At 47.5% G+C, this 20,863-nt stretch carries 24 protein-coding genes; 1 reads left to right on the plus strand and 23 read right to left on the minus strand.

Annotation, left to right across the window (positions count from 1 at the left end; genetic code table 11):
* Positions 1 to 481: 481 nt before the first annotated feature.
* The 13 genes from OC538_RS09480 to OC538_RS09540 form a co-directional block, all read right to left on the minus strand.
* A complete protein-coding gene (locus OC538_RS09480; RefSeq protein ID WP_262174701.1) occupies positions 482 to 1,192 on the minus strand; it encodes an SRPBCC domain-containing protein in 711 nt (236 codons plus the stop codon).
* On the minus strand, positions 1,176 to 1,499 hold the full coding sequence (locus OC538_RS09485) for an ArsR/SmtB family transcription factor (protein WP_262174704.1): 324 nt from the start codon (positions 1,497 to 1,499) through the stop codon (positions 1,176 to 1,178). The genes OC538_RS09480 and OC538_RS09485 overlap by 17 nt, the downstream gene beginning before the upstream one ends.
* A gap of 88 nt (positions 1,500 to 1,587) precedes the next feature.
* Positions 1,588 to 1,875, minus strand: a complete 288-nt coding sequence (locus tag OC538_RS09490) for a YciI family protein (protein WP_262174707.1) — start codon at positions 1,873 to 1,875, stop codon at positions 1,588 to 1,590.
* 254 nt (positions 1,876 to 2,129) lie between these two features.
* On the minus strand, positions 2,130 to 2,921 hold the full coding sequence (locus OC538_RS09495) for a dioxygenase (RefSeq protein ID WP_262174710.1): 792 nt from the start codon (positions 2,919 to 2,921) through the stop codon (positions 2,130 to 2,132).
* A gap of 27 nt (positions 2,922 to 2,948) precedes the next feature.
* Entirely contained in the window at positions 2,949 to 4,064 is a 1,116-nt protein-coding gene (locus OC538_RS09500) for a muconate/chloromuconate family cycloisomerase (protein ID WP_262174713.1), read from the minus strand.
* On the minus strand, positions 4,061 to 4,696 hold the full coding sequence (locus OC538_RS09505; protein ID WP_316044299.1) for a 3-oxoacid CoA-transferase subunit B: 636 nt from the start codon (positions 4,694 to 4,696) through the stop codon (positions 4,061 to 4,063). The genes OC538_RS09500 and OC538_RS09505 overlap by 4 nt, the downstream gene beginning before the upstream one ends.
* Positions 4,650 to 5,375, minus strand: coding sequence for a CoA transferase subunit A (locus OC538_RS09510; protein WP_262174719.1), 726 nt, complete (start codon positions 5,373 to 5,375; stop codon positions 4,650 to 4,652). Before OC538_RS09510 ends, OC538_RS09505 begins: the two co-directional genes overlap by 47 nt.
* Positions 5,359 to 6,084: a carboxymuconolactone decarboxylase family protein gene (locus OC538_RS09515; RefSeq protein WP_262174722.1), complete on the minus strand. Its 726-nt coding sequence runs from the start codon at positions 6,082 to 6,084 to the stop codon at positions 5,359 to 5,361. The genes OC538_RS09510 and OC538_RS09515 overlap by 17 nt, the downstream gene beginning before the upstream one ends.
* Positions 6,077 to 6,928 carry an alpha/beta fold hydrolase gene (locus OC538_RS09520; RefSeq protein ID WP_262174724.1) on the minus strand — a complete coding sequence of 284 codons (852 nt, stop codon included), beginning with the start codon at positions 6,926 to 6,928 and terminating at the stop codon, positions 6,077 to 6,079. Before OC538_RS09520 ends, OC538_RS09515 begins: the two co-directional genes overlap by 8 nt.
* Positions 6,925 to 8,472 carry a 4-hydroxyphenylacetate 3-hydroxylase family protein gene (locus OC538_RS09525; protein ID WP_262174727.1) on the minus strand — a complete coding sequence of 516 codons (1,548 nt, stop codon included), beginning with the start codon at positions 8,470 to 8,472 and terminating at the stop codon, positions 6,925 to 6,927. The genes OC538_RS09520 and OC538_RS09525 overlap by 4 nt, the downstream gene beginning before the upstream one ends.
* Positions 8,473 to 8,627: 155 nt before the next feature.
* The gene (locus tag OC538_RS09530) at positions 8,628 to 9,095 is read right to left on the minus strand and encodes a flavin reductase family protein (protein WP_316044292.1); all 468 of its coding nucleotides are present in this window, start codon (positions 9,093 to 9,095) and stop codon (positions 8,628 to 8,630) included.
* Between the two features lie 279 nt (positions 9,096 to 9,374).
* Positions 9,375 to 10,721, minus strand: a complete 1,347-nt coding sequence (locus OC538_RS09535) for a GntP family permease (RefSeq protein WP_262174729.1) — start codon at positions 10,719 to 10,721, stop codon at positions 9,375 to 9,377.
* 3 nt (positions 10,722 to 10,724) lie between these two features.
* Positions 10,725 to 11,861 (minus strand): glycerate kinase, encoded by a 1,137-nt coding sequence (locus tag OC538_RS09540; protein ID WP_262174731.1) that lies wholly within the window; start codon positions 11,859 to 11,861, stop codon positions 10,725 to 10,727.
* A gap of 130 nt (positions 11,862 to 11,991) precedes the next feature.
* On the opposite strand from OC538_RS09540, the gene OC538_RS09545 reads away from it, so the two are divergent.
* The gene (locus tag OC538_RS09545) at positions 11,992 to 13,074 is read left to right on the plus strand and encodes a CdaR family transcriptional regulator (RefSeq protein WP_262174733.1); all 1,083 of its coding nucleotides are present in this window, start codon (positions 11,992 to 11,994) and stop codon (positions 13,072 to 13,074) included.
* A 278-nt stretch (positions 13,075 to 13,352) separates the two neighbouring features.
* Here the strand turns inward: OC538_RS09545 and OC538_RS09550 are convergent, their stop codons facing one another.
* The 10 genes from OC538_RS09550 to OC538_RS09595 form a co-directional block, all read right to left on the minus strand.
* Positions 13,353 to 13,631 (minus strand): hypothetical protein, encoded by a 279-nt coding sequence (locus OC538_RS09550; protein ID WP_262174735.1) that lies wholly within the window; start codon positions 13,629 to 13,631, stop codon positions 13,353 to 13,355.
* Between the two features lie 149 nt (positions 13,632 to 13,780).
* Positions 13,781 to 14,071 carry a hypothetical protein gene (locus tag OC538_RS09555; RefSeq protein WP_251693193.1) on the minus strand — a complete coding sequence of 97 codons (291 nt, stop codon included), beginning with the start codon at positions 14,069 to 14,071 and terminating at the stop codon, positions 13,781 to 13,783.
* A gap of 160 nt (positions 14,072 to 14,231) precedes the next feature.
* Positions 14,232 to 14,522, minus strand: a complete 291-nt coding sequence (locus tag OC538_RS09560; protein WP_251693191.1) for a hypothetical protein — start codon at positions 14,520 to 14,522, stop codon at positions 14,232 to 14,234.
* 18 nt (positions 14,523 to 14,540) lie between these two features.
* Complete coding sequence (locus OC538_RS09565) at positions 14,541 to 16,235, minus strand: hypothetical protein (protein ID WP_262174739.1); 1,695 nt, start codon at positions 16,233 to 16,235, stop codon at positions 14,541 to 14,543.
* A gap of 78 nt (positions 16,236 to 16,313) precedes the next feature.
* Entirely contained in the window at positions 16,314 to 17,033 is a 720-nt protein-coding gene (locus tag OC538_RS09570) for a pilus assembly protein TadG-related protein (RefSeq protein ID WP_262174741.1), read from the minus strand.
* Between the two features lie 2 nt (positions 17,034 to 17,035).
* On the minus strand, positions 17,036 to 17,413 hold the full coding sequence (locus tag OC538_RS09575) for a TadE/TadG family type IV pilus assembly protein (RefSeq protein WP_262174743.1): 378 nt from the start codon (positions 17,411 to 17,413) through the stop codon (positions 17,036 to 17,038).
* Between the two features lie 20 nt (positions 17,414 to 17,433).
* Positions 17,434 to 17,640, minus strand: a complete 207-nt coding sequence (locus OC538_RS09580) for a hypothetical protein (RefSeq protein WP_251693183.1) — start codon at positions 17,638 to 17,640, stop codon at positions 17,434 to 17,436.
* Between the two features lie 27 nt (positions 17,641 to 17,667).
* Positions 17,668 to 18,603 (minus strand): type II secretion system F family protein, encoded by a 936-nt coding sequence (locus OC538_RS09585; protein WP_262174745.1) that lies wholly within the window; start codon positions 18,601 to 18,603, stop codon positions 17,668 to 17,670.
* Positions 18,604 to 18,606: 3 nt separating this feature from the next.
* A complete protein-coding gene (locus OC538_RS09590) occupies positions 18,607 to 19,539 on the minus strand; it encodes a type II secretion system F family protein (protein ID WP_262174747.1) in 933 nt (310 codons plus the stop codon).
* The gene (locus tag OC538_RS09595) at positions 19,536 to 20,861 is read right to left on the minus strand and encodes a CpaF family protein (protein ID WP_262174750.1); all 1,326 of its coding nucleotides are present in this window, start codon (positions 20,859 to 20,861) and stop codon (positions 19,536 to 19,538) included. Before OC538_RS09595 ends, OC538_RS09590 begins: the two co-directional genes overlap by 4 nt.
* Positions 20,862 to 20,863: the final 2 nt, after the last annotated feature.

Genomic DNA, 20,863 nt, shown 5'->3' on the forward strand with positions numbered 1-20,863 from the left:
AAGCACAATGGATTCTATCTATGGGAGAGATTGAAATGCAAGATGAACTTACTGAAAAAGCAAAAGCCGAGCTAGCGGAAAAATTAGGGTCAAGGAAACGGAATCATTGAAAAGCACTTTGTCTCAAGGCGATTTCGGCTTCAGCATTGACTTTTCTATACTCATTCCAATACTTATACTAGTGGCTCTTCTGTTTATTCATCATAGAAGGAAGAGTAGATTGAAGAAGAATTAAAGATAACTGGCGCATATCCATACATGGATTTGCGCCTATTTTTATTAAGGATAGCTGTTAGCAATGTGGGCAAAATAAGACTTAAATCTTTTAGGAGGGATTGACGTTGAAAACCCGTATTTTATTACTACTCACTTTCATCTGTTTTCATTTTTCGTCAATCGCAAGTGCAGAGGCCCTGTTAACAGCTGCATTTATCCGTGATTATCAGTTGTGGATCAAAAAACGATTGTCGAGGTTGTCTTTTTATTCATCACTGCTACCAATCGTCTGTCCATAAGGAACAGTCATCATCTCAACTTCAAGCTGCCGGCCATCCCTCATTACGGTAAGTATAATCTTTTTGTTAGGTTCTGTTTCTGAAACGATGGTTTCCAGAACGTCATAAGAGGTAGTTTTGATTCTGTTGACATGAGTGATAACATCTCCAACTTCAACTAACCCGACTGCAGGAGTATTCGGTTGGGTTTTGACCACTTTAGCGCCAGGAATACCGCTTGGATTCGTTCGATGCAACACGCCAATCCAGCTTCTCCAAAAACGGGCGCGCAAATCTTCTTTCCCCTCATATACACTTTTCAAGTTCCTCATGAATTGATACGTGCCGAACGCCATATTATCGGCTTGCATCATTTCAAAATCACCCGACCACATGCCCGTGTATTCAATCGCCACAGCAGATCCGCCATCTTGTGGCGTGATCTTCCAAGTCGTCAACCCCTCGTCTTCCCCTTCAAGAACAAGCTTTCGATTTTCCTCTAGCTCAATAATCGTGCCGACATAGTTGACGCCCCAACCATAATCAAGGCTAACCGTTCCGCCAACACGAATGTCGAGCTCACAATTTCGCGTTTCCCAACGATTCCGTTCTTCCGGTACCGTCAGCGCTTTCCACACCTTTTCAGGCGGCACGTTCACAAAAATCTCCCGTTTTACCGAATTAATGACCTTCTCCATCGTTCTCCCCCTCTAAATAGGTTTTCAACTTCGCCAGCTTGTTGTCTAAAATAAACTCCATTTCCTGCTGAAGCTTTTCATAATGATGCGTAAAATTGTCCCTCTTCAAGCTGTAGATACGATAACGGCCTTCTCTCCTTTCCGATACCAAATCCTCTTCCTCCAAAATTGCAAGATGCTTTTTTATGGCAGGTTGGGAAATGGTAAATCGATCAACCAATTCGGATTGCGTATATTTATTCTGAGACAATAAGGTTAGTATTTTTCTACGAGTGGGATCTGCAATTGCCCGATAAATATCCGTCATGTCGTATAAGCCTCCATATTATATAACCATTTGGTTATACATAAAACATAGCAAATCGCGCATCTGAATGTCAATAAAAATCTGACTATTAATTAAAAATTCCTTCCAACGGCTCCCACGGATAGATGGTTGCTTCGAATTTCTCTTCAATCACTGCGGGATCATTGTCAGCAAAATGCTGCGCCTCTTCCAAGCTTTCAACTTCTAGAATAATCAACCCACCCGTATGATCCATGAATGGCCCGCCTGCAATCAAAATCCCTTTTGCCAACGCCTCTTCCCTCACATACTCCCGATGCGGGACAAGCCCTTGCTCCCAATGCGGCTTCCCTTTTTTCCATGCCTTACCTGTTGTGAAATGAATGACAAATTTCATACAAGTACACCCCTTTTCATTCGTTACCATTCTACTTCGACATCACCTTGGACAATACCTCGCGTGCGAAATGATAAAAAGAGGAATGTGGCATGTTGTGGAGTCTTTCAACTGTGCACCTTGCCAGCTCCTCAGCCTTTTTTTGGTTCCCTAAATAATAGTAGCAAAGGGCAAACGAACTCGCGCCAAATGCCCTTCACCAATCAAAAAAATGCACACAGCCACCCCCGCTGTGTGCATCACCTTTCAATCTATCAACTATAAACAGGCTTATCCTGTAAGCGCAGCTTGAAATCCAACTGGGCTGTGTAGTAATCCGCCGCCAGTCCCTTGTCGGTTCCTTCATGCTTCTCCAACTTTGTGATAAGCGTTCCCCGCACGCCATTTGCGACATCGTTGTCCAAGTATTGATTGCCTTCGAAGAATACTTGGGATATTAACGGGTCGCCGTTTTGCGGCCTGAATAGGAAATGGAGATGGGCCGGGCGGAATGGATGGGAGTCGATCCACGTCAGGAATTTGCCAGTCGGGCCGCCAGTTGGAATCGAATAGTCGCCCGGTACGACCGTCTGCACTTCGAACTTTCCGTTCTCGTCTGTGAATAGCACCGCGCGCAAGTTTTCTGCCGGGCTTCCTTCTGCAAATCCAGAGTACTCCCCATTCGAATCTGCCTGCCAAACGTCCACTTTCGTATTCGCTAGCGGGTTGCCGTCTACGTCTGTGACCGTGCCGCTAAAGAAAAACACGTCGCCCTTCTCATCATCGCGCATCGGCATAACGCCCGGATTTTCGATTTCAGTCGCGTTTTCAAGATAGAACGGTCCGAGGATTGTCGGCTCTGTCCCCTCCACATTTTTATACATTTCCTGAAGCGCGTGCGTTTCGAAAAACACGTCCATGAAAAGCGGAATTTCACCCGACCTGCCAAGTTCATCCGCCCAGTTGACGAGTGCCTGGTAGTCGTTATGATCGAGCTCATGCTCCCGAATTAATTCCTTAAATTTAACGACCATTCCATTATAAACATCCACCACTTTTTGATTCATCTCTTCATCCTTTCACTATGTGTTTTATTAGTATTCCCTTGCGTAATGGAAGATCTTTTCTACGTCCATCTCCATGCCATAGCCAGGGCCGCTCGGGACTTTCAACTGAAAATCTTCGTACATAATCGCATTCGTCGTAACCGTATCTGTGAATAAAAGCGGGCCGAACAGCTCCGTTCCATACTTCATTTCAGGGATTGTCGAATAGAGATGCGCGGAAATGGCTGTGCCGAGCGACGATTCGATCATCGTTCCGCCGTAAAGCGAAATTCCTGCCGCTTCCGCAATGGCCGCCACCTTTTTCGTCGCGGTAAGGCCTCCCACGTTTGCGGGCTTGATGGAAAACACATTCCCCGCACGATGCTTCGCCACTTGGTACACCTCTTCCAACGAACTTAGCGACTCATCCGCCATGATCGGCACCTTGAACCTTTTCGTCAAGCGTGCCATCCCTTCTTTATTCCAAGCGGGCAATGGCTGTTCAATCAAATCGATGCCGCCATACTCCAACGCTTCGATGCAATACATCGCTGTCGTCTCGTCCCACGCTTGATTGACATCGACCCGGACACTCGCCGCATCACCGACAGCTTCCTTTATCTTCAACACATGGGCGACATTCCGTTGCGGATCGCCCATGCCGATTTTCAACTTGAAAATATTATGCCGATTCGCATGTAAACATTCCTTCGCCTCTTCAATATCCCTTCGTGTCTCCCCGCTCGCGAGCGTCCATGCGACAGGCAAAGAAGCATGGATTTGCCCGCCGAACAACTCATGGACAGGGATTCCCTTTTCCTTCGCCGCAAGCTCGACGACCGCTGCTTCCACCGCCGCCTTGGCGAACGTATTGCCGACGACATGCTTATTGACAGTATGCGAAATCGCGTCGAAATGGGCTGCATTCCGTCCGATGACGAGAGGCTTTATATACTTCTCAATATTCATCTTGATTGCTTCCGGCGTTTCCGCGCAATACGAAGCACCGCCGATCGTCGCGACTTCGCCCCAGCCTTCCAAGCCCCCCTCCCCGGTCACCCGGACGAGGATGATCGTCTGCATGACAATCGTATGCATCGCAAGCTGATGCGGCCGGATTGTCGGAAGGTCAACAATGAGGACATCGACCGTCTGAATGTTCATTGCCCGAACCCTCCCTCGACGAAATCGGCCTCCGTGCTTTCCCGAACTTGCTCGAGCGTGGCACCCGGCATGAGTTCTGTCAGGACCAGCTGTTCATTCACGACAGTGAAAACAGCTAATTCCGTAATGATCATATCGACGCTGCGGGTTGATGTGAGAGGGAACGTGCACTTTTTCATCAGCTTGCTATTTCCACCCTTCGTCAAATGAGAAGTCGTCACGATCACTTTCTTGGCACCGACAAGCAAGTCCATCGCACCGCCGACTCCGATAATGTTCTTCCCCGGGATGGCCCAGTTGGCGATTCGTCCGGTTTCATCGACTTGCAGGGCGCCGAGGATCGCAACATCGACATGCCCGCCGCGGATCATCCCGAACGATTCTGCACTGCTGAAAAACGAAGCACCTACCCGTTCGCCGATCGGCAATTTCCCTGCGTTCACTAAGTTCGGATCCTCTTCCTCCACTTCAGTTACGCCTAACAAACCGTTTTCCGTATGAAAGTGGATTAGTTCATCGTCAACGTACTTCGCGACGAGTGTTGGGATGCCGATGCCCAAGTTCACAACGGAAGGGCCTTTCAGTTCACTGGCAGCACGCTTCGCAATCAACTCTTGAACATTGTTTTCGATGGACGACACCTTCCTTCGTCAGGATTTTCTTCGCAACGATAAGCCTGTCGACGAATAGATGGGGTGTGACGATTTCTTCCGCAGACAGCTCTCCGGCTGCCACAATTTCATCCACCTCGGCAATGACGAGATTCGCGGCGGTCGCCATGACAGGGTTGAAATTCCGGGCGGTCTTATAGTAGACGAGGTTGCCAAGCGTGTCCGCCTTATGCGCGCGGATAATCGCGACATCCGCTTTCAATGCCTGTTCGAAAACATACGGCTCCCCGTTGATTTCCCGCACTTCTTTCCCCTGGACGAGCTCCGTTCCGACTCCGGTCTTCGTATAGAAACCGCCGATTCCCGCGCCACCCGCACGCATTGCTTCCGCCAACGTCCCTTGGGGCAGAAGCTGCAGATCGATTTCCCCGCGCTGAAACGCTTCTCCAACTTCCCGGTTGCTCGTAAAATAGGACCCGATCGCTTTTCGGATCTTTCTTTGACGGAGCAGCACGCCAAGTCCTTTCCCCGCTTCGCCGAGATTATTGCTGATAATTGTCAGCCCATCGACGTCTTTCCCCGTCAGACCTTCAATCAATGTAAGCGGCGCACCGACGAGTCCGAATCCCCCTACCATAATCGTCATCCCGCTTTTGATTGCAGAAAGGGCATTTTCGACCTTTTCATAGACGATGGCCACGGCAATGACCCCCTTCGTGCAAAGAGTCGCTCGCCTCAAACCACGCCGGAATGCCCGCTGTCAACAGACAGATAAGACCGACCTCGGCCAACTCGCCTTCAGTCGCCCCATTGACTCGGGCTTTCTCCATCCATTTCCCTGCTTCCGTTCCTTGAAGGGAAGTACTATGGATGCCAACCATGAGGAGGGATTTCATCTTCGCACTGACGACTCCACTCACCAATAGCAAGTCGTCCTGCAGTTCCTCCGGTGCCTTCAATATGTTTGATATAAACCATGTTTCTTCTTCATCTAAGATGGAGAGAAAATAACTTAACACATGCTCGTTGCATACTCCGTAAGGCATCTGTCCCTCCGGCAGCCCTTTTAAAGAAAGTGCATTCTTCACGGATTGAATGCTAGTTTGCATCGCCAACAGCCCGCCATATCGGTACGCAACAAGCAAGTACTCGATCAGCTCCGGAATTGTGGCGCCCCCATCAATTGCGCCTTTCGTATGGTAGACCATGCTCCGCTCATAGCATCTTGCAGCATTGATTCCGACGAGAAGGAGGTCCTTTTCCTTTCCGGATAAAAACCCGTCCCCCATGATGGCGCTGCGCAGGCTTGTGTAATGATCAAGCGCATCCGGCCGATAGCCATGCATTTTTTCCACCCAACCAGGAACAGCGCCATACACTTCCTTGAAATAGTCCAATCCGTTACTCATCCAAGATCACCCCATCCAAGAACTTCCGGATTTCATCCAAAATATCTTCCTGTTTCTCGAAGACCATCGTGTAATGATTGCTATCCGAATTGAACGTTGTCAGTTTCGATGTATGTTTTTTCGTCTCTTCGTAATCCGCATCCGTGAAGAATGGCGGAAACTGCCCGATTCCACCGTCCGCTTGAATGAGCAAAGTCTTACAAGATATTTTCCCCATCACTTCAATCGGATTGAAAAAGTCAAAGCTGGCAAAGTCGTCTTCGATATTTTCATTCGCAGACTTGTGCATCCACCCGTTGCCTGTCCCATGGATTTCATACTCCACAATTTCCTGGACGGCATCGGTCCACTTGATTCCTAGCCGTTTGTATAACTGGCGAAGCTCCTCGATATACGCTCGCTTCGATTCATACGTCTTGCGGAGCCTCCCGAGCGACGGTTTGACAATATCATGCTGGCGACCCGACATCCGCGCGGCGCCGTCAAGCAAGACGAGACCCTTCACTGACGGCAATTCGCTTGCCACAATTGCGGAAATGAAGGCACCCATAGAATGGCCGAGCAATATTGGGTCTTTAATTCCCATAACCGCCATTAATTCCTTTATGTCCTCGGCATGGGAGAAGATGGAGGGAACGTCACCCATCTCCGAACTGTCGCCCCTCCCCCGTAAATCACAGGCGATGACTCGATAGTCACCCTGCAAGCTTTGCGCATAATGAAGCATGTTCTTATGTGTCCCGGTAAGACCGTGAAGCGCAATGATCGTCCCCTTTGCACCGGGGTAATCGACGATTTGCAAATAACGGCCTTCCAGTTCCACTTTGTATATTCGTTTTGTCATTCTTTAAAATAGCTCACATCGTCCGGGTTGATCCACGTATTATTCGTCCAACCGTTCAAGTCGTAGTCATTCAAGCACTCCTCGGCGAACTTTTCGAACTGGTCGGCTTGCCCGCTCATATTGGCGACGACCAAATTTTCGAGCCGGATGTTTTCGTGGTTGCCGGAATAATTGCGCTCATATAGTTCGTGTCTGCCGCCATATTCCGTCCCGATGGCATCCCATAGCAGTTTGATGAGCTTGATCTTTTCTTCTGCCCCTACGCCGTATGAACCGCGATATAGTTTATCCAACAGCGGACGCAGTTCAGGATTTTGGAAGTCCCTTGAGCTGGACGGCTGTGCAATCAGGCTGCCCGCGACGACATTCTCGATAATTTCTTTCACTCTCGGCCACCCTTCGGACATGAACATCCTGTAGGCGAGCCCGTAATTCAAATTCGGAAGCTTCGTCCCATTCCGTCCTTCATCCGGGTTCAACGCCATCGCGTCGCTTAGTGCCCAGAACATGTTCTTCCAGGCAAGCACCTCGCCGACATTCACTTGGACGCCTCGGAATTGGTCTGAACCGTTCATCTTGACCGCTTTCAGCAATAAACCCGAAACGAAGTCAAGCTTGACCGCGAGCCTCGTTACACCGTGGAAAGTGAATCTATGCAAGAAGCCGCTGTCCGCGAAAAAGCTGTTCGCTTTCTCCACATCTTTGTAAATGATGATGTTCTCCCAAGGGATGAGCGCGTTGTCGAAAATGAGGACCGAGTCGTTTTCATCGAACCGGCTGCTCAATGGATAGTCGAACGGACTTCCCATGACGGCGGCATTCATTTCATACGATGCACGGCTGACAAGCTTCACGCCAGGCGTATCCATCGCCGCCACGAAAACGAGCGCGAATTCCTCCTTCGTAATCGGCGCAGCGCCATAATGGGCGACAAAATTATAGTTCGTCAAAGCAGATCCCGTCGCGACCATCTTCGCGCCGCTAACAATAACCCCTTGCTCCGTCTCCCCGACAGCCCGGACAAAAATGTCGGCAACCGCGTCGAGCGGCTTATGCCTGTCCACCGGCGGATTGATGATCGCATGGTTAAAGAACCAATTCCGCTCCTGCGCCTCTTTGTACCACCGGCGCGCATTGTCCGCGTACTTCCCGTAGTAATCAGGGTCCGCCCCGAGTGTTGCGAGGAATGCCGCCTTGTAATCCGGCGACCTACCCATTTGGCCGTACGTCAGTCGTGCCCATTGCGCAATTGCGTCCCTCGACTCCAACAAGTCCTGCGCACTCTTGTCCACGCGGAAATACTTCTGCGTGAAGCCGCCATTCCCCGTATCCGTCTCGACTGTCAGAACTTCCTTCGTCTTCTCGTCATGCAGCGCATCATACAGCCGGGCGATCGACCTCGCCGCATTCCGGAAGGCCGGATGCGTCGTCACATCCTTCACCTTCTCGCCATGCAGCCAAATTTCCCGCCCATCCTTCAAACTTTCTAAATACTCTTTGCCCGTTAAAGGCAATACCGTTTTCTTCTCCTGTTCAACTGGCATGAATTCACTCCTCCTTGTCCCATTACACCTATACGTATGCCTGTCTCACAGGAAAAATGCCGAAGTGAATAAAATGACTGGTTCCACGCAACTTCAATAAATAAAAAAACGGCTAGCTCACGGCGGATATTGCCACCTGAAACTAGCCATTCACATTATTGTTGCGGTGCCACTTTCGTGAACTTCCCACTATAAAAGGCGAGCGGGTCCCCATCTTCATAAGTAAACCGAACCACCTTGCCGACAAACAGGACATGGTCACCGCCATCATACTCCGCCCACGGTTCGCACTCCATATAGGCGAGCGACTCTTTGATCCGCGTGTCATCCCATTCAAACGGTGCTGGATCTTGAGGCCTGCCGGCAAAATGCATCGCCGTATCCTGCTGGCTCTCCCGTAAAATATTGACCGTGAAGTGATTATTTTTCAAATAAGGCAATGCTTTCGTCCTTCGATCCACCGATACGAGGACAAGTGGCGGATCCAGCGATACCGATGTGAAGGAATTCGCCGTCAACCCATGCTTCCCTTGCTCATGTGCACACGTCACGACCGTCACACCCGTCGCAAACCGCCCGAAGCAATTGCGCAGCTCCCGGACATCCATCGTTGATTCACCCATTCACCCATCTCCTTTCAAGTACTTTTTATATCAGTTTATTAAAATGGACAACTATATAAACAGTTTACTATATGCATCGTGAAGGGTGGCATATGCCGCGGTTTGCGTTATCACCGATTTGAGCTAGTTTATCACCGATTCTCGGGGGGTTATCACCGATTCTTTTAGGTTTACCACCGATTCGGACGAGTTTACCACCGTTACTCAGCACGTTACCACCGATTCCACCACTTCCCCATGCAAAAACGCTGATTCCCCGAAAGGAATCAGCGCTATCCATTAAACTAATATCATCCAAAGAACCATCGTAACAACGATTGTCGTCACACCTTGCAGCAAAGTCGCCATCGTCTGCGCCTTATACGCATCCGTCACTTTCATGCCGCTGAACTCCGTGACGACCCAGAAGAAGCTGTCGTTCACGTGGCTCACCGTCATTGCGCCCGCACCGACTGCCATAACTACGAGGGCGAGTGGAATTGCTCCCTCGACTCCCATCGCAGGCAGCAACGGAGCAACCAATGTGGAAGTGATGACCAAGGCGGCAGTAGACGAACCTTGTGCCGTTTTCAACGCTGCTGCGATGAAGAATGGAACGAGAAGGAAGAATGCGCCGCCAGCTAATGCCTCAAAATTCATTTCGCCGATCAATTCAGCGACACCCGAATTCGAGATGACTCTTCCGAACGCACCGCCTGCTCCTGTGATGAGCAAAATCGGAGCCGCTTCCTTTAATCCTTCACCAATCCACTTCGTCAATGTCTCTTCATTCCATTTCGGCAGCAATAAGAACGCCGCCAAGACACCGAATAACAGCGCTACTGAAGGCGCCCCTAAAAATTGAAGGAAGTTGTTAAATCCGCCTTCCGCCATTGTCAATTTCGCGACAGATCCAACACCGATCAGGACGATCGGCAAAACGATTGGCAAGAATGCTTTGAACGTCGACGGCATTTGCCCGAACGACTTTACGATTTCATCATAATCAAGGCCATTATCCTCAACATCTTCAGGCACGGAAATTTTCGTTCCGACCCTCACTGCCCATAAATAGCCGACAACCACTGCCGGAATCGCAACGATAAGGCCGATCAAGATAATTGTTCCTAAGAAGTTTTCCGCATCGATATTCCCTGCCGCAGCAATCGGTCCTGGCGTCGGCGGCACTAATGTATGAGTGGCGTATAAACCAGTCGCAAGCGCAACAGACATCGATGCAATCGCAACTTTCGCCCGCTTCGCCAACGCTTTCTTCAAGCTCGATAAAATAATGAATCCTGAATCACAAAATACTGGAATCGATACGATATACCCGATAATGGACATCGCCAATTGCGGACGCTTCTCCCCGATCAGGCGCAACACAACTTCCGCCATCCGGTACGCAGCTCCCGATTTCTCCAGTATGACACCGATGATCGTACCCGCCACAATGACGAGCCCGATTCCCTTCATTAATCCTCCGAAGCCTTCGTTAACATTATCAACGACTGTCAACAACGGCATGCCGGACGTGATACCGACAAAAAACGCACCTGCTAATAATGACAAAAACGGATGGACCTTAAACACCGCCGTCAACACAACGATGAGGATAACACTCAACACAATCATTGCAAATAACATTCCCTACACTCCTTTTTCTGTAATGGATTCCATTACCTTCTTCGTCTTTTTGCGCAAATGATCGATAGCATTTGCAATCGCATCCTCCACGGACACATGTTCATCCAGGATCGCGTGGACTTCCGTAAATAGCGGTGTCAGTACATCACGGCTTTCTTCATCCACAGCCCCCGATATAAGAATAACCGGCTTTCCTTCCCGATGCGCCGCCTTTGCAATGCCGAATGGCGTTTTACCGGAAAGCGTCTGCATATCCGTTTTCCCTTCGCCAGTGATGATCAAATCGGCATCTTTCGAGTGTCGTTCAAAATCGATAGCTTCCAGCACGACATCGATTCCTTGCCTCATTTCGCAATTGAAGAACGCTTGGAACGCGCCTCCCGCTCCTCCGGCGGCACCTGCGCCTTCCTTAAAATGAAGGGCAATTCCCGTTTCTCTTTCAATCGCGTCGGCGAATTTGTGCAAATTCCGGTCAAGACTGTCCACGTCAGCCGGCGTCGCTCCCTTCTGCGGTCCAAAAATAGCCGATGCACCCTCGCTGCCGACAAACGGATTTTTCACATCACTCGCAATCAAGAATTCACTTTTCGAAATGCGAGCATCCCAATTCCCACTGTCTATCGAGTAAATATGCTCGAGTCCGCCTCCCCCTTTCGGCAGTTCAACCCCTTCTTTATTCAACAAACGCATGCCAAGCGCTTGGAGGATTCCAGCTCCTCCGTCATTCGTCGCGCTTCCTCCGAGGCCGATGATGAATTTCCGATAACCGTTATCCAATGCATGGACAATCAATTCACCAGTCCCATAAGAAGATGCCACAAGTGGATTTTTTTCGTATCCCTTTAGCCTCATAAGTCCTGAAGCCTCAGCAATTTCGATGGCGCACGTCTCTCCGTCGCCCAGAATGCCATATGTCGCTTCAATCGGTCTGCCAAGCGGGTCTTCCACGCTCACAGACACGTACTCTCCTTTTGTCGCGTCGACCAAACTTCTCATCGTTCCTTCGCCGCCGTCCGCCGCAGGCAGCAGGACCGTCTGGATGCCCGGATCGACGTCACGTATACCTGCAGCCATTGCCTCGGCCGCTTCGATCGCTGTCAAACTTCCTTTAAATGAATCAGGTGCCAAAATCACCTTCATAGGAAGCACCTCCTTCAAATTAATAAAACGCTTTCATTTAATTATATATTTTGAAAACCAAAATACATTATACTTGATGTATAAGTTTTATGAAGGAATAAAGGTTCTTTTTATACACGGGGGTGATTTCTTGATTACAAAGAAACTGGCAGAGGAAATTGTCGAACAGACGATGTTCAGGTTGGACAGGAATTTGAATGTAATGGATACGAATGGAATGATTTTGGCTTCCGGGGAAAAAGAACGCATTGATCGCATCCATGAAGGCGCAGCGCATGTCGCTAAAACGAGACGACCGCTTTGGATTGATGATGGGAATACATCGGATTGGCAAGGTGCAAAGCCTGGCGTGAACATGCCCATCTATTATAAGGACCGATTGATCGGCGTCATCGGCATTACCGGCAATCCTGAAGAATTAAAAGATATTGCAACGCTCGTACAATTGACGACCGAGATGATGGTCCATCAAGCACTCATTACGTCGGAGGATGAATGGAAACGGAAAATCAAGGAACTCGTTTTTGAAGAGCTGGTCGACAGCGGCCCTCTTTCACCGATTGTCATCGACCGGCTTGTCTTATTGGAATTCAACATGACCGGACCTTATGTGACGCTATTAGTGCAAACTAATAATTTGCCTGCATCTCCTCAGCGATTAATTGAAACGATGGAAGAGCAGTTCGAGAGAAACACAGCTCTAATCGGACACTCTCAGTTGAATGAGTTGTTCATCGTTCTATCCGACGTGAACATGTCCGTGCTTGAGTTAAAGCTGCAGAAAATCCTTGCTTTATTTCAAAAGGATTCCTCCGTCGAAATCGGCGTCGGGTTGCCTGTCAAAAACTTGGAAGGCATCTCCCATTCGTATGAAACAGCAAAGTACGCAATCCAGTACGGGCATTCGAATGAGCAAATCCATTACTACTATGATGACATTGAACTGATCGCCCTCTTGACTAGCAGCCCAACCCAATTGAAAGAACGCTTTGCAAGGCGGATCCTTGCCGGATTGAATGAGCAGCTCATTGAAACGTTGGAAGCATTTTTCGAACACGACCAAGTAGTCGGCGAAACAGCTGCTGCACTCGCTATCCATCGCCATACATTGACGTATCGATTGCGAAAAGTGAAAGAACTGACGGCATTAGATCCAACCCGATTTCGCGATGCGGTTCTATTTCATATGGCGCTGCTAGTGGGGAGTGAGTGAAAGGGTTTTTTCAAGGTTATCACCGCTCAATAAGGGTTTATCACCGTTCATGCTGACTTTATCACCGCTCAACCCATGTTTATCACCGCTTGGGCCGACTTTATCACCACTCGGTCATTATTTGCAACTGCAGTCCGACGTTTGATCGACTCTGCAGGGTTTACCACCGACTCGGATGAATTTATCACCGTTTGACTACAATTAACCTTTAAAAGGAAAAGCAATGCCCGATAATCGGTGCATTGCTTAAATCAAAACATTCATCATTACCGCTTCCGTTAATCAAAATATCCCGTCATCCATCGGAATGTGAAAATGGCAGCTATTACGACGGCAGACCGACCGAGACTTTTAGTTGAAATCTTTTCTTCCTTCTTTCCCCGCGCGATCAATAGACCAATAACCAACAAAGCCGCTGGTAACAATGTAACAATAACAATGGGTGTAACTAGGAAGACAAAAGGAGATGGTACGTCCCCATTTTGATCAAATGTAATCGTCACGAAACCGATAACAGCTAGTATGCCTATAAGCCATTTTGCAGTTGAGTAGTTCATTGTAGGTACCTCTCATTCTCATAAATCTAAAAATGATGGATTTGATTCTTAAAAGTGATTTTTTAACACCATTTGACAATTAACCTTCAAAAAAAAGAAAAGCAATGCGTCCGAAAATCGGTGCATTGCTTCAATCATTACATAATCAGTTAATCGAAGTATCCCGTCATCCATCGATATGCGAAAAGGGCTACGACAACGATGGCAGACCGACCAAGACTTTTAGAAGAAATTTTTTCTTCTTTCCTTCCTTTTCCAATCACATGACCAATGGCCAATAAAAGCGCCGGTACCGCAGTAATTAATATTATCGGTTTATATAAGGCTTCTAAAAGGGGATACGTAACCCCTATGTGATCGGAATAAAATATTAATGCACCCGTCGCTAATGCGATGAAAACTAGTATGCCTATCAGCCATTTTGCAGTTGAGTAGTTCATTATAGAAAACCTCTCATTCTCGCCTATCTAAAAAAGGAATGAATTTTTTCATTGTAAATGATTTCACACTGTCACTTTACCTTTTAAAAGGAAAAGCAATGCGCCAGATAATCTGTGCATTGCTTCAATCAAAACTTCATTCGTATCAATACCGTTTCCATTAATCGAAATATCCTGTCATCCATCGAAATGCGAATAGGGCTGCGACAATGATGACCGACCGACCGAGACTACTAGAAGAAATTTTTTCTTCCTTCTTTCCCTTTGCAATCAACAGACCAATGATCAAGAAAAGCGTTGGGAACAGAGTAATAAAAACAATCGGTTTAAACATACTGACAAAAAGGGGCGGCGCGCCCCCATTTTGATCAAAAAAATACAAAGTTGCAATCGTGATAAAACCGATAATAGATAGTATGCCTATCAGCCATTTAGCGGTTGAGTAGTTCATTGTAGGTACCTCTCATTCTCATAAATCTAAAAAGGATGGATTTGTTTCATTATAAATGATTCTACCACTTTTCGATTTTATTTGATCCTTTATACTCTTTCTATCTTGAACCTCTGAATCGCTCGCTTTATCGGTAACATTCGAAGAATCCTGGCCAGAGTTCGGCTCTGTATCTAGATCAGGTTGCGGTTCTGGCTGCAGTTCCGGCTGCGGCTGCGGTTCCGGCTGCGGCTGCGGTTCCGGCTTCGGTTCCGGTTCCGGTTTCGGTTCCTGCTGCGGTTCTGGCTGCGGTTCCGGCTTCGGTTCTGGCTGCGGATCTGATAGGTTTGTATCTTTAGGTGAATCCGTATCTACAAAATCATCAAATACGTCTTTGATTTTATCTTCAATTGGGTTTGTAATATTATCAAGTATCACTTCATCAACAAGTTCAAGTGGCGTGTTTCCACCCATTATTGCATCTTTCAATTTTCCATAATACTTTCCGATATCCACAAACTTCATAATTCCACCAAGAACGGCCGCTGCCGCAGCTCCGGTCAGGATATTCTCCCACTTCCACTCGCCGTCTTTCCATCCTTCCATCCAGAAGTTTTCGAAACCAGCATACGCTGTAACGAACCCGACTCCCCACTTCGAGATGTGCTGAACTGCCAGAAACGGACTTAAAATTGCTCCTGATATTCCACCAATTGCCGCTTCTATAAAGAGCTCTCGCCAAACGATTTCATCAACAGGTGTTCCAATGAGGTAAGATAATGTATTGAATACAACTCCGCCTCCAGCACCCCACGCCGCTTTCGTAAGGACGCTCTTCCAAGCGATACTGGCAAACTTTGTTGATAAATAAGTTCCTGCACTACTCAGTGCTTTTCCTACCCATGTAACTGCAGCAGTGAATGCACTCTTTATCGCTCCAACCATGGCCGTGAATCTTGTCGATATAAAAGTACCTGCTTTAGTTAGTGCGCGTCCTGTCCATGCAACCGCGGCACTGTACTGTGTTGAAATAAAGGCCCTAGAAGCAACAAACGCCTTCGTGGCAAATGTACTTGTAAGTCTCCATGCAGTCACAAACAGACCAGATGTCACGCCTGCGTAGATTCCTAATCCTGCCAACCCACCTAAGAAGGAAGATCCTAAGGAACCCCAGAAGCTGAAGTCATCACCTGACATCAGCCAGTAAATCCCTCCGCCGATGAGAGAACCTACACCAACAACGGCAAGAATCCCCCAGCCGACTGGCGTACCGAATAATAGGAGCCCACCGATGATGACACCAGTTGAAATGACTGCCCCGACAACAACTTGCACCCATTCATGTTCCCACACCCATACGAAGAAGTCTCCTATATCCGTCAGGCGATCCCCGAGCCAATCCATCGCAGTATCCCATGCACCCGGAGCCCATTCTGTGAATTCGCCCCATCTATCAGAAGACCATTCCTCGAATTTTCCCCATTGATCAATAGCATAATCTTTGGCGTCGCCGCCCCATCCTTTTAAATCATCTAACAGTTTTTCAAACCAATTACGCGAGTCCCCTGTATCTTCAGAGTCATTGTTGCCTTCCCCGTCATATTCCGTATCTATAAACGAAGGAGAGTCATACTCAATATCAGAGACATTGGCAATGGCTAGCTTTGAATAGTCAAATAGAAAGAAAGTCAAAAAGACTGTAAAGATGACCCCTATTTTCAGCTTGCCCCTCAAAACTTTCACGCCCTTTCGGAACTACCGTGACTCGAATTCATTCCCTTTTTTCTTCAAATAAAATGAGTAGCTTGCCAATTAAGAGCAGCTGATTTTAACACCCTTAGGCGAGCCGATTTGCACGGCGGCCGATGCGCTAATTCCACTGAGCGACGAATCGGGTACAGTTATATACTTGCCATCCCGTTCCGTTTTTGCATAGATTTTGAATTCTTCTTCCAAAAATTGATAGTCGACAAGGCGATCATTTTGGTTCTTCTCCGTAAATGAAACCGCCTCTTGGCGTGATGTATGTAGATGATCACGGACCGCCTTGCAGGCCATTTCACTTATTTGGGGATCCTTGAATAAAAAGATGAGCGCCGGCGTCCCTTTCACTTCCCCAGATCCGTTCCAAATAAAGCTTCTTATATCACCAGGCATCGATTTACCTTTGCTACTTTCAATCCCTCTAATAAACTCATCAAAAATTTCCTCGATCGTCCGTGTTTCGCCTTCCTCACCATCGCTGCTGGAACTTCCAAGCGCTTCCTTAATGGCTTCCCATGCATCCGCCAAACTCTCCAGCTCGTCCTCCACTTTCTCTTTCAGCACTTCGCTCATATAATCCGATGAGCTTCTGGCCCCGGCAAGTGCGGCGGCATCAGCACCTGTTTGGCTCACTCTTTTACTGATGAATACATTTGAGAAGTCAAAGAAGAGAAAACAAATGAAGATGGAAACAAAAAGCATGCCGATGATGACGATCATTAGTCCATCTCCACGTTCATTCTTCAAGTACCGCTTCATTTCTTTCATCGTCATTCCCTCTTTTTCTCCATTGGCATGACGGCGTCCGCAGTAAAATCAAATTCCATGTTTTTTATCCAAGGCAAACTGATGATGGGAGCTTTCGCCTTCACTTTGACAGTAGCTACATCTTCCCCAGGTCCGCCCGTCACTACCACTTCGAGACCGTATGCTGAGTTCCTTGCAATTTCCTCCCAATTAGCATCATGAGCGGAAGCGGCCCTTGCACCGTCACGTGCCGCCGCTTCTGCAACGACGACCGAATAGGAAATCAAACCGACCTGCCAAATGATCAGCATGGAGAGTAATATCAAGGGGAACAGCCCTAAAAATTGCAGGGCCTGTGATCCCCTTTCATTGTTAACATAGGAATACCATCTAGTTAGCACTTTCATCACCCCAAGCTCACTTAACCACCGATTCCTTCAATCATCTCTTCCAATTTCGAAACGATTGTCGAACCGATGCTGGATCCTTGGATTCCCATTGCAATGGCAGACATGATCGCAATAACGACGAGACCAAGTGCCACCCATTCCAATGCTTGTGCTCCTCTTTCATTTTTCACATACGTCAAATACTTCGCATTAAAATTCCACCAGATCTTCTTCATCATTTTCCTTACCTCCATAAATTTTATAGTTTATTTAAAAAACGCATCCAATCCAAAAGCTTTAGGATTGTAAATGATATTTAAGACTATCAACCCCATAATGAAGCCAAAGACAGCCGGTGCAATAAAGAATGTTGTAACAAGCGTCACTTGAGGATTCGCTTTGGCCGCTTTTTCTTTCGCTTTGAAACCGCGGGTCAAACGTAAATCTTCCGCCTGAAGCTTGAACGTCCTCGCCACTGCGACTCCAAGAGAAGAGCCTTGTATAAGGGCATTCACCAATGTTTGCAATTCTTTCGAGGAATTGCGGTCAATCAAGTTCAAATAAGCCGTTTTCCTTTGTACGCCCAGTTCGATTTCCTTGTTGAACCGATCGATTTCTTCACTGAGCGGTCCATCGAATTGATTCGTGACATGGATGAGCGCACCATCAAGGCTTACACCTGCCTGCAGCGTGACGCTGACCGTATCAAGGAAATCCGGCATCATCATGCTTATTGCCTCTTGCCGTCTTTTCGCCGATAAATAAAGCCATGCCGACGGTCCCATTACACCCGATAATATGGAAATAAGAAGGACGGGAAGAGCGAATGGCATGCCAAGGAATGTATAGATGCTACCAAAACCCAAACCGATCAGAATAAGGACGAACCGGAAACCGAAAAAGGACTCCAATGTCATTCCTAATGGTCTGCCCGCTTCCTTGAGCCATTTCTCATGCTTCTCCGCGTTCAGGAAGAGCGGATATTTCATACCGACCGGTCCCGCTTTTTTTCCCCACCCCACTAACGGATTTAAAATCCGATTCCGAAGCGAAGATTTCTTCTTTTTGCTTCTCATATATCCTTGGGCATTCAGTAAGTTTTCCTTTTTTGCGATATACAAGTAAAAATAAATAAAGCTGATAAACAGAAAGATCAAAATGAGACTAAACATCAACATGGCGAAAAAACCGATAATTTGCATACACTACACCCTTATATCCGTAATTCTTCTAATCAAGACGAAACCGCATAGGACAATTGCCGTAAAAATCACGAACAAGATGAGCCCAAACGGCGTAAATAGGACATTCAGAAATCCTTTTATGAACAAGTTCATCATAAGGGCCATCAGAAATGGCATGACGACGAGGATATATGCAATCGAGCGGCTTTCCGCGGTGACTGTTGAGATTTCCTTATGGACGCGGCTCCGCTCCTCAAGCGTTTCGGCCATGTTTGATAAAACTTGGGACAGATTGCCGCCGACTTTTTGCTGGATGAGTATCGTACTGACAAATATGGATACATCATTGCTCGGCACACGTTCACGAAATTCATTCAATACTTTTTCAAGACTGTCGCCTAACTTCAGTCGCTGGTTGAATCGTTGGAATTCAGGACCGTTAGGCGCTTTGACTGAATGAGCGACCATTTCAATCGCCTGCGGAATCGTTTGTCCGGCTTTTATTCCATTGGACATCGTCCGGCAGATTTCCGGTAATTGATTGTTAAACGACTCGGTGCGTTTGTTCTTCCTCGTACTGAGAAAAGCTTTGGAGCTGCCCATTACAATCAAGTAAGCAATCAGAATGGCCATCGTGAAGTAAAGACCAAGTACAAATTTATTGATAAAAGTTAGTAAAGCTATTAGCAATACATAGATTCCCATATACTCCGACGGCATGAGGGAGAGGTTGGCTTGCTTTAACTTGTTGTGTAGGTCTTGAGAGAGCTCAGAGCGGTCGTAAAGTCCGCCAAGTAGGAGGATGACACTCTTCCTCTCCTTCTCCAGCTCTACATCGAACCAGTCATCGACCCTCTTTTTAGCGTTTTTCTGCCCTTTGCTTTTTGCTATATAGTAGATGGAAATACAGAACGTAAATATGGTCAAAGTCAATAAAGGCAGTGTCCAGCTCATACGTACATACCTTCCTTAAAGACCTTTTCATCAAAAGCGATTCCGAAGCTTTTAAAGCGATCCAACATATTAGGGATATAACCCGTTGAACGGAAGTTGCCTTCGATTCTTCCATCCGCTAACGTTGCGGTCCTATTGAATTCGAATATATCCTTCACTTTGATGTTGCCGTCTTCTTCAACGAGTTCTGAAATGTTGACGATTCTTCGCCTTCCATCTGTGAACCTTGAAGTTTGGACGATTAAATCCAACGCTCCGACAAAGTACCCTCGGATAACATCGACTGTCAACGGCAGGCCCGACATGATCACCATGGCCTCCAGCCTCCCTAAAGCATCTTTTGGGGTGTTTGCGTGAACCGTCGTCAAAGAACCTTCATGTCCGGTGTTCATTGCTTGGAGCATGTCAATTGCTTCCGACCCCCTTACCTCCCCGACGATGATCCGATCTGGACGCATCCGAAGTGCATTTCGTACCAGGTGACGGATTTTCACTTCCCCGGTACCCTCCATGTTTGGGGGGCGCGCCTCCAATCGGACAAGGTTTTCATATGAAAAACGAAGCTCCGCCATATCCTCAATTGTTACAATTCTCTCGCCCGGCGGAATAGAGTCGGACAACACGTTCAGAAGAGTCGTTTTCCCACTGCCAGTTCCGCCCGAAACGAGGATATTCGCTTTCGCCATGACAGCCGCTTTAAGGAACAACCCCATCTCTTCAGAGAAGCTGTCAAACGCCATCAAATCATCAAGAGTGTAAGGGTCTTTCTTGAATTTACGGATTGAGATCGACGGGCCATCCAGACTAATCGGAGGAATGATGGCATTTACACGGCTGCCGTCCAAAAGCCGCGCATCCACCATCGGAGAGCTTTCGTCAATCCTTCTGCCCAATGGCGCAATGATACGATCGATAATGTGCCGGATATGCTCTTCATTATTAAAACGGACAGGTGACTTTTCCAACTTTCCATTTTTCTCGATGAACACCTCAGACGGGCTATTCACCATAATTTCCGTAATGGCATCATCTTTCAGCAGTTCCTCGAGAGGTCCATATCCGACGGATTCATTGATCAACTGCTGGATGATTTCTTCTATCTGCTCACTTGGGATAATTACTTTTTCCTCATTAATCATCTGCAATACAAGTCTTTCAATCGTTTGTTTACGCTCTGTCGGCTGTAGGACAATGATACTCTCCAGGTTAGCCTCTTTTATTAAACGGCCTTTATAATGGCGGACCCATATATCAACCTGCGATTGGGATACGGACCATGTATGGTCCTGCTTTTTTACTGTTGCCTTTTCGATCCATGACATGT

The sequence above is a fragment of the Saccharococcus sp. Marseille-Q5394 genome (assembly GCF_946901335.1).
Taxonomy (GTDB): domain Bacteria; phylum Bacillota; class Bacilli; order Bacillales_A; family Planococcaceae; genus Sporosarcina; species Sporosarcina luteola_C.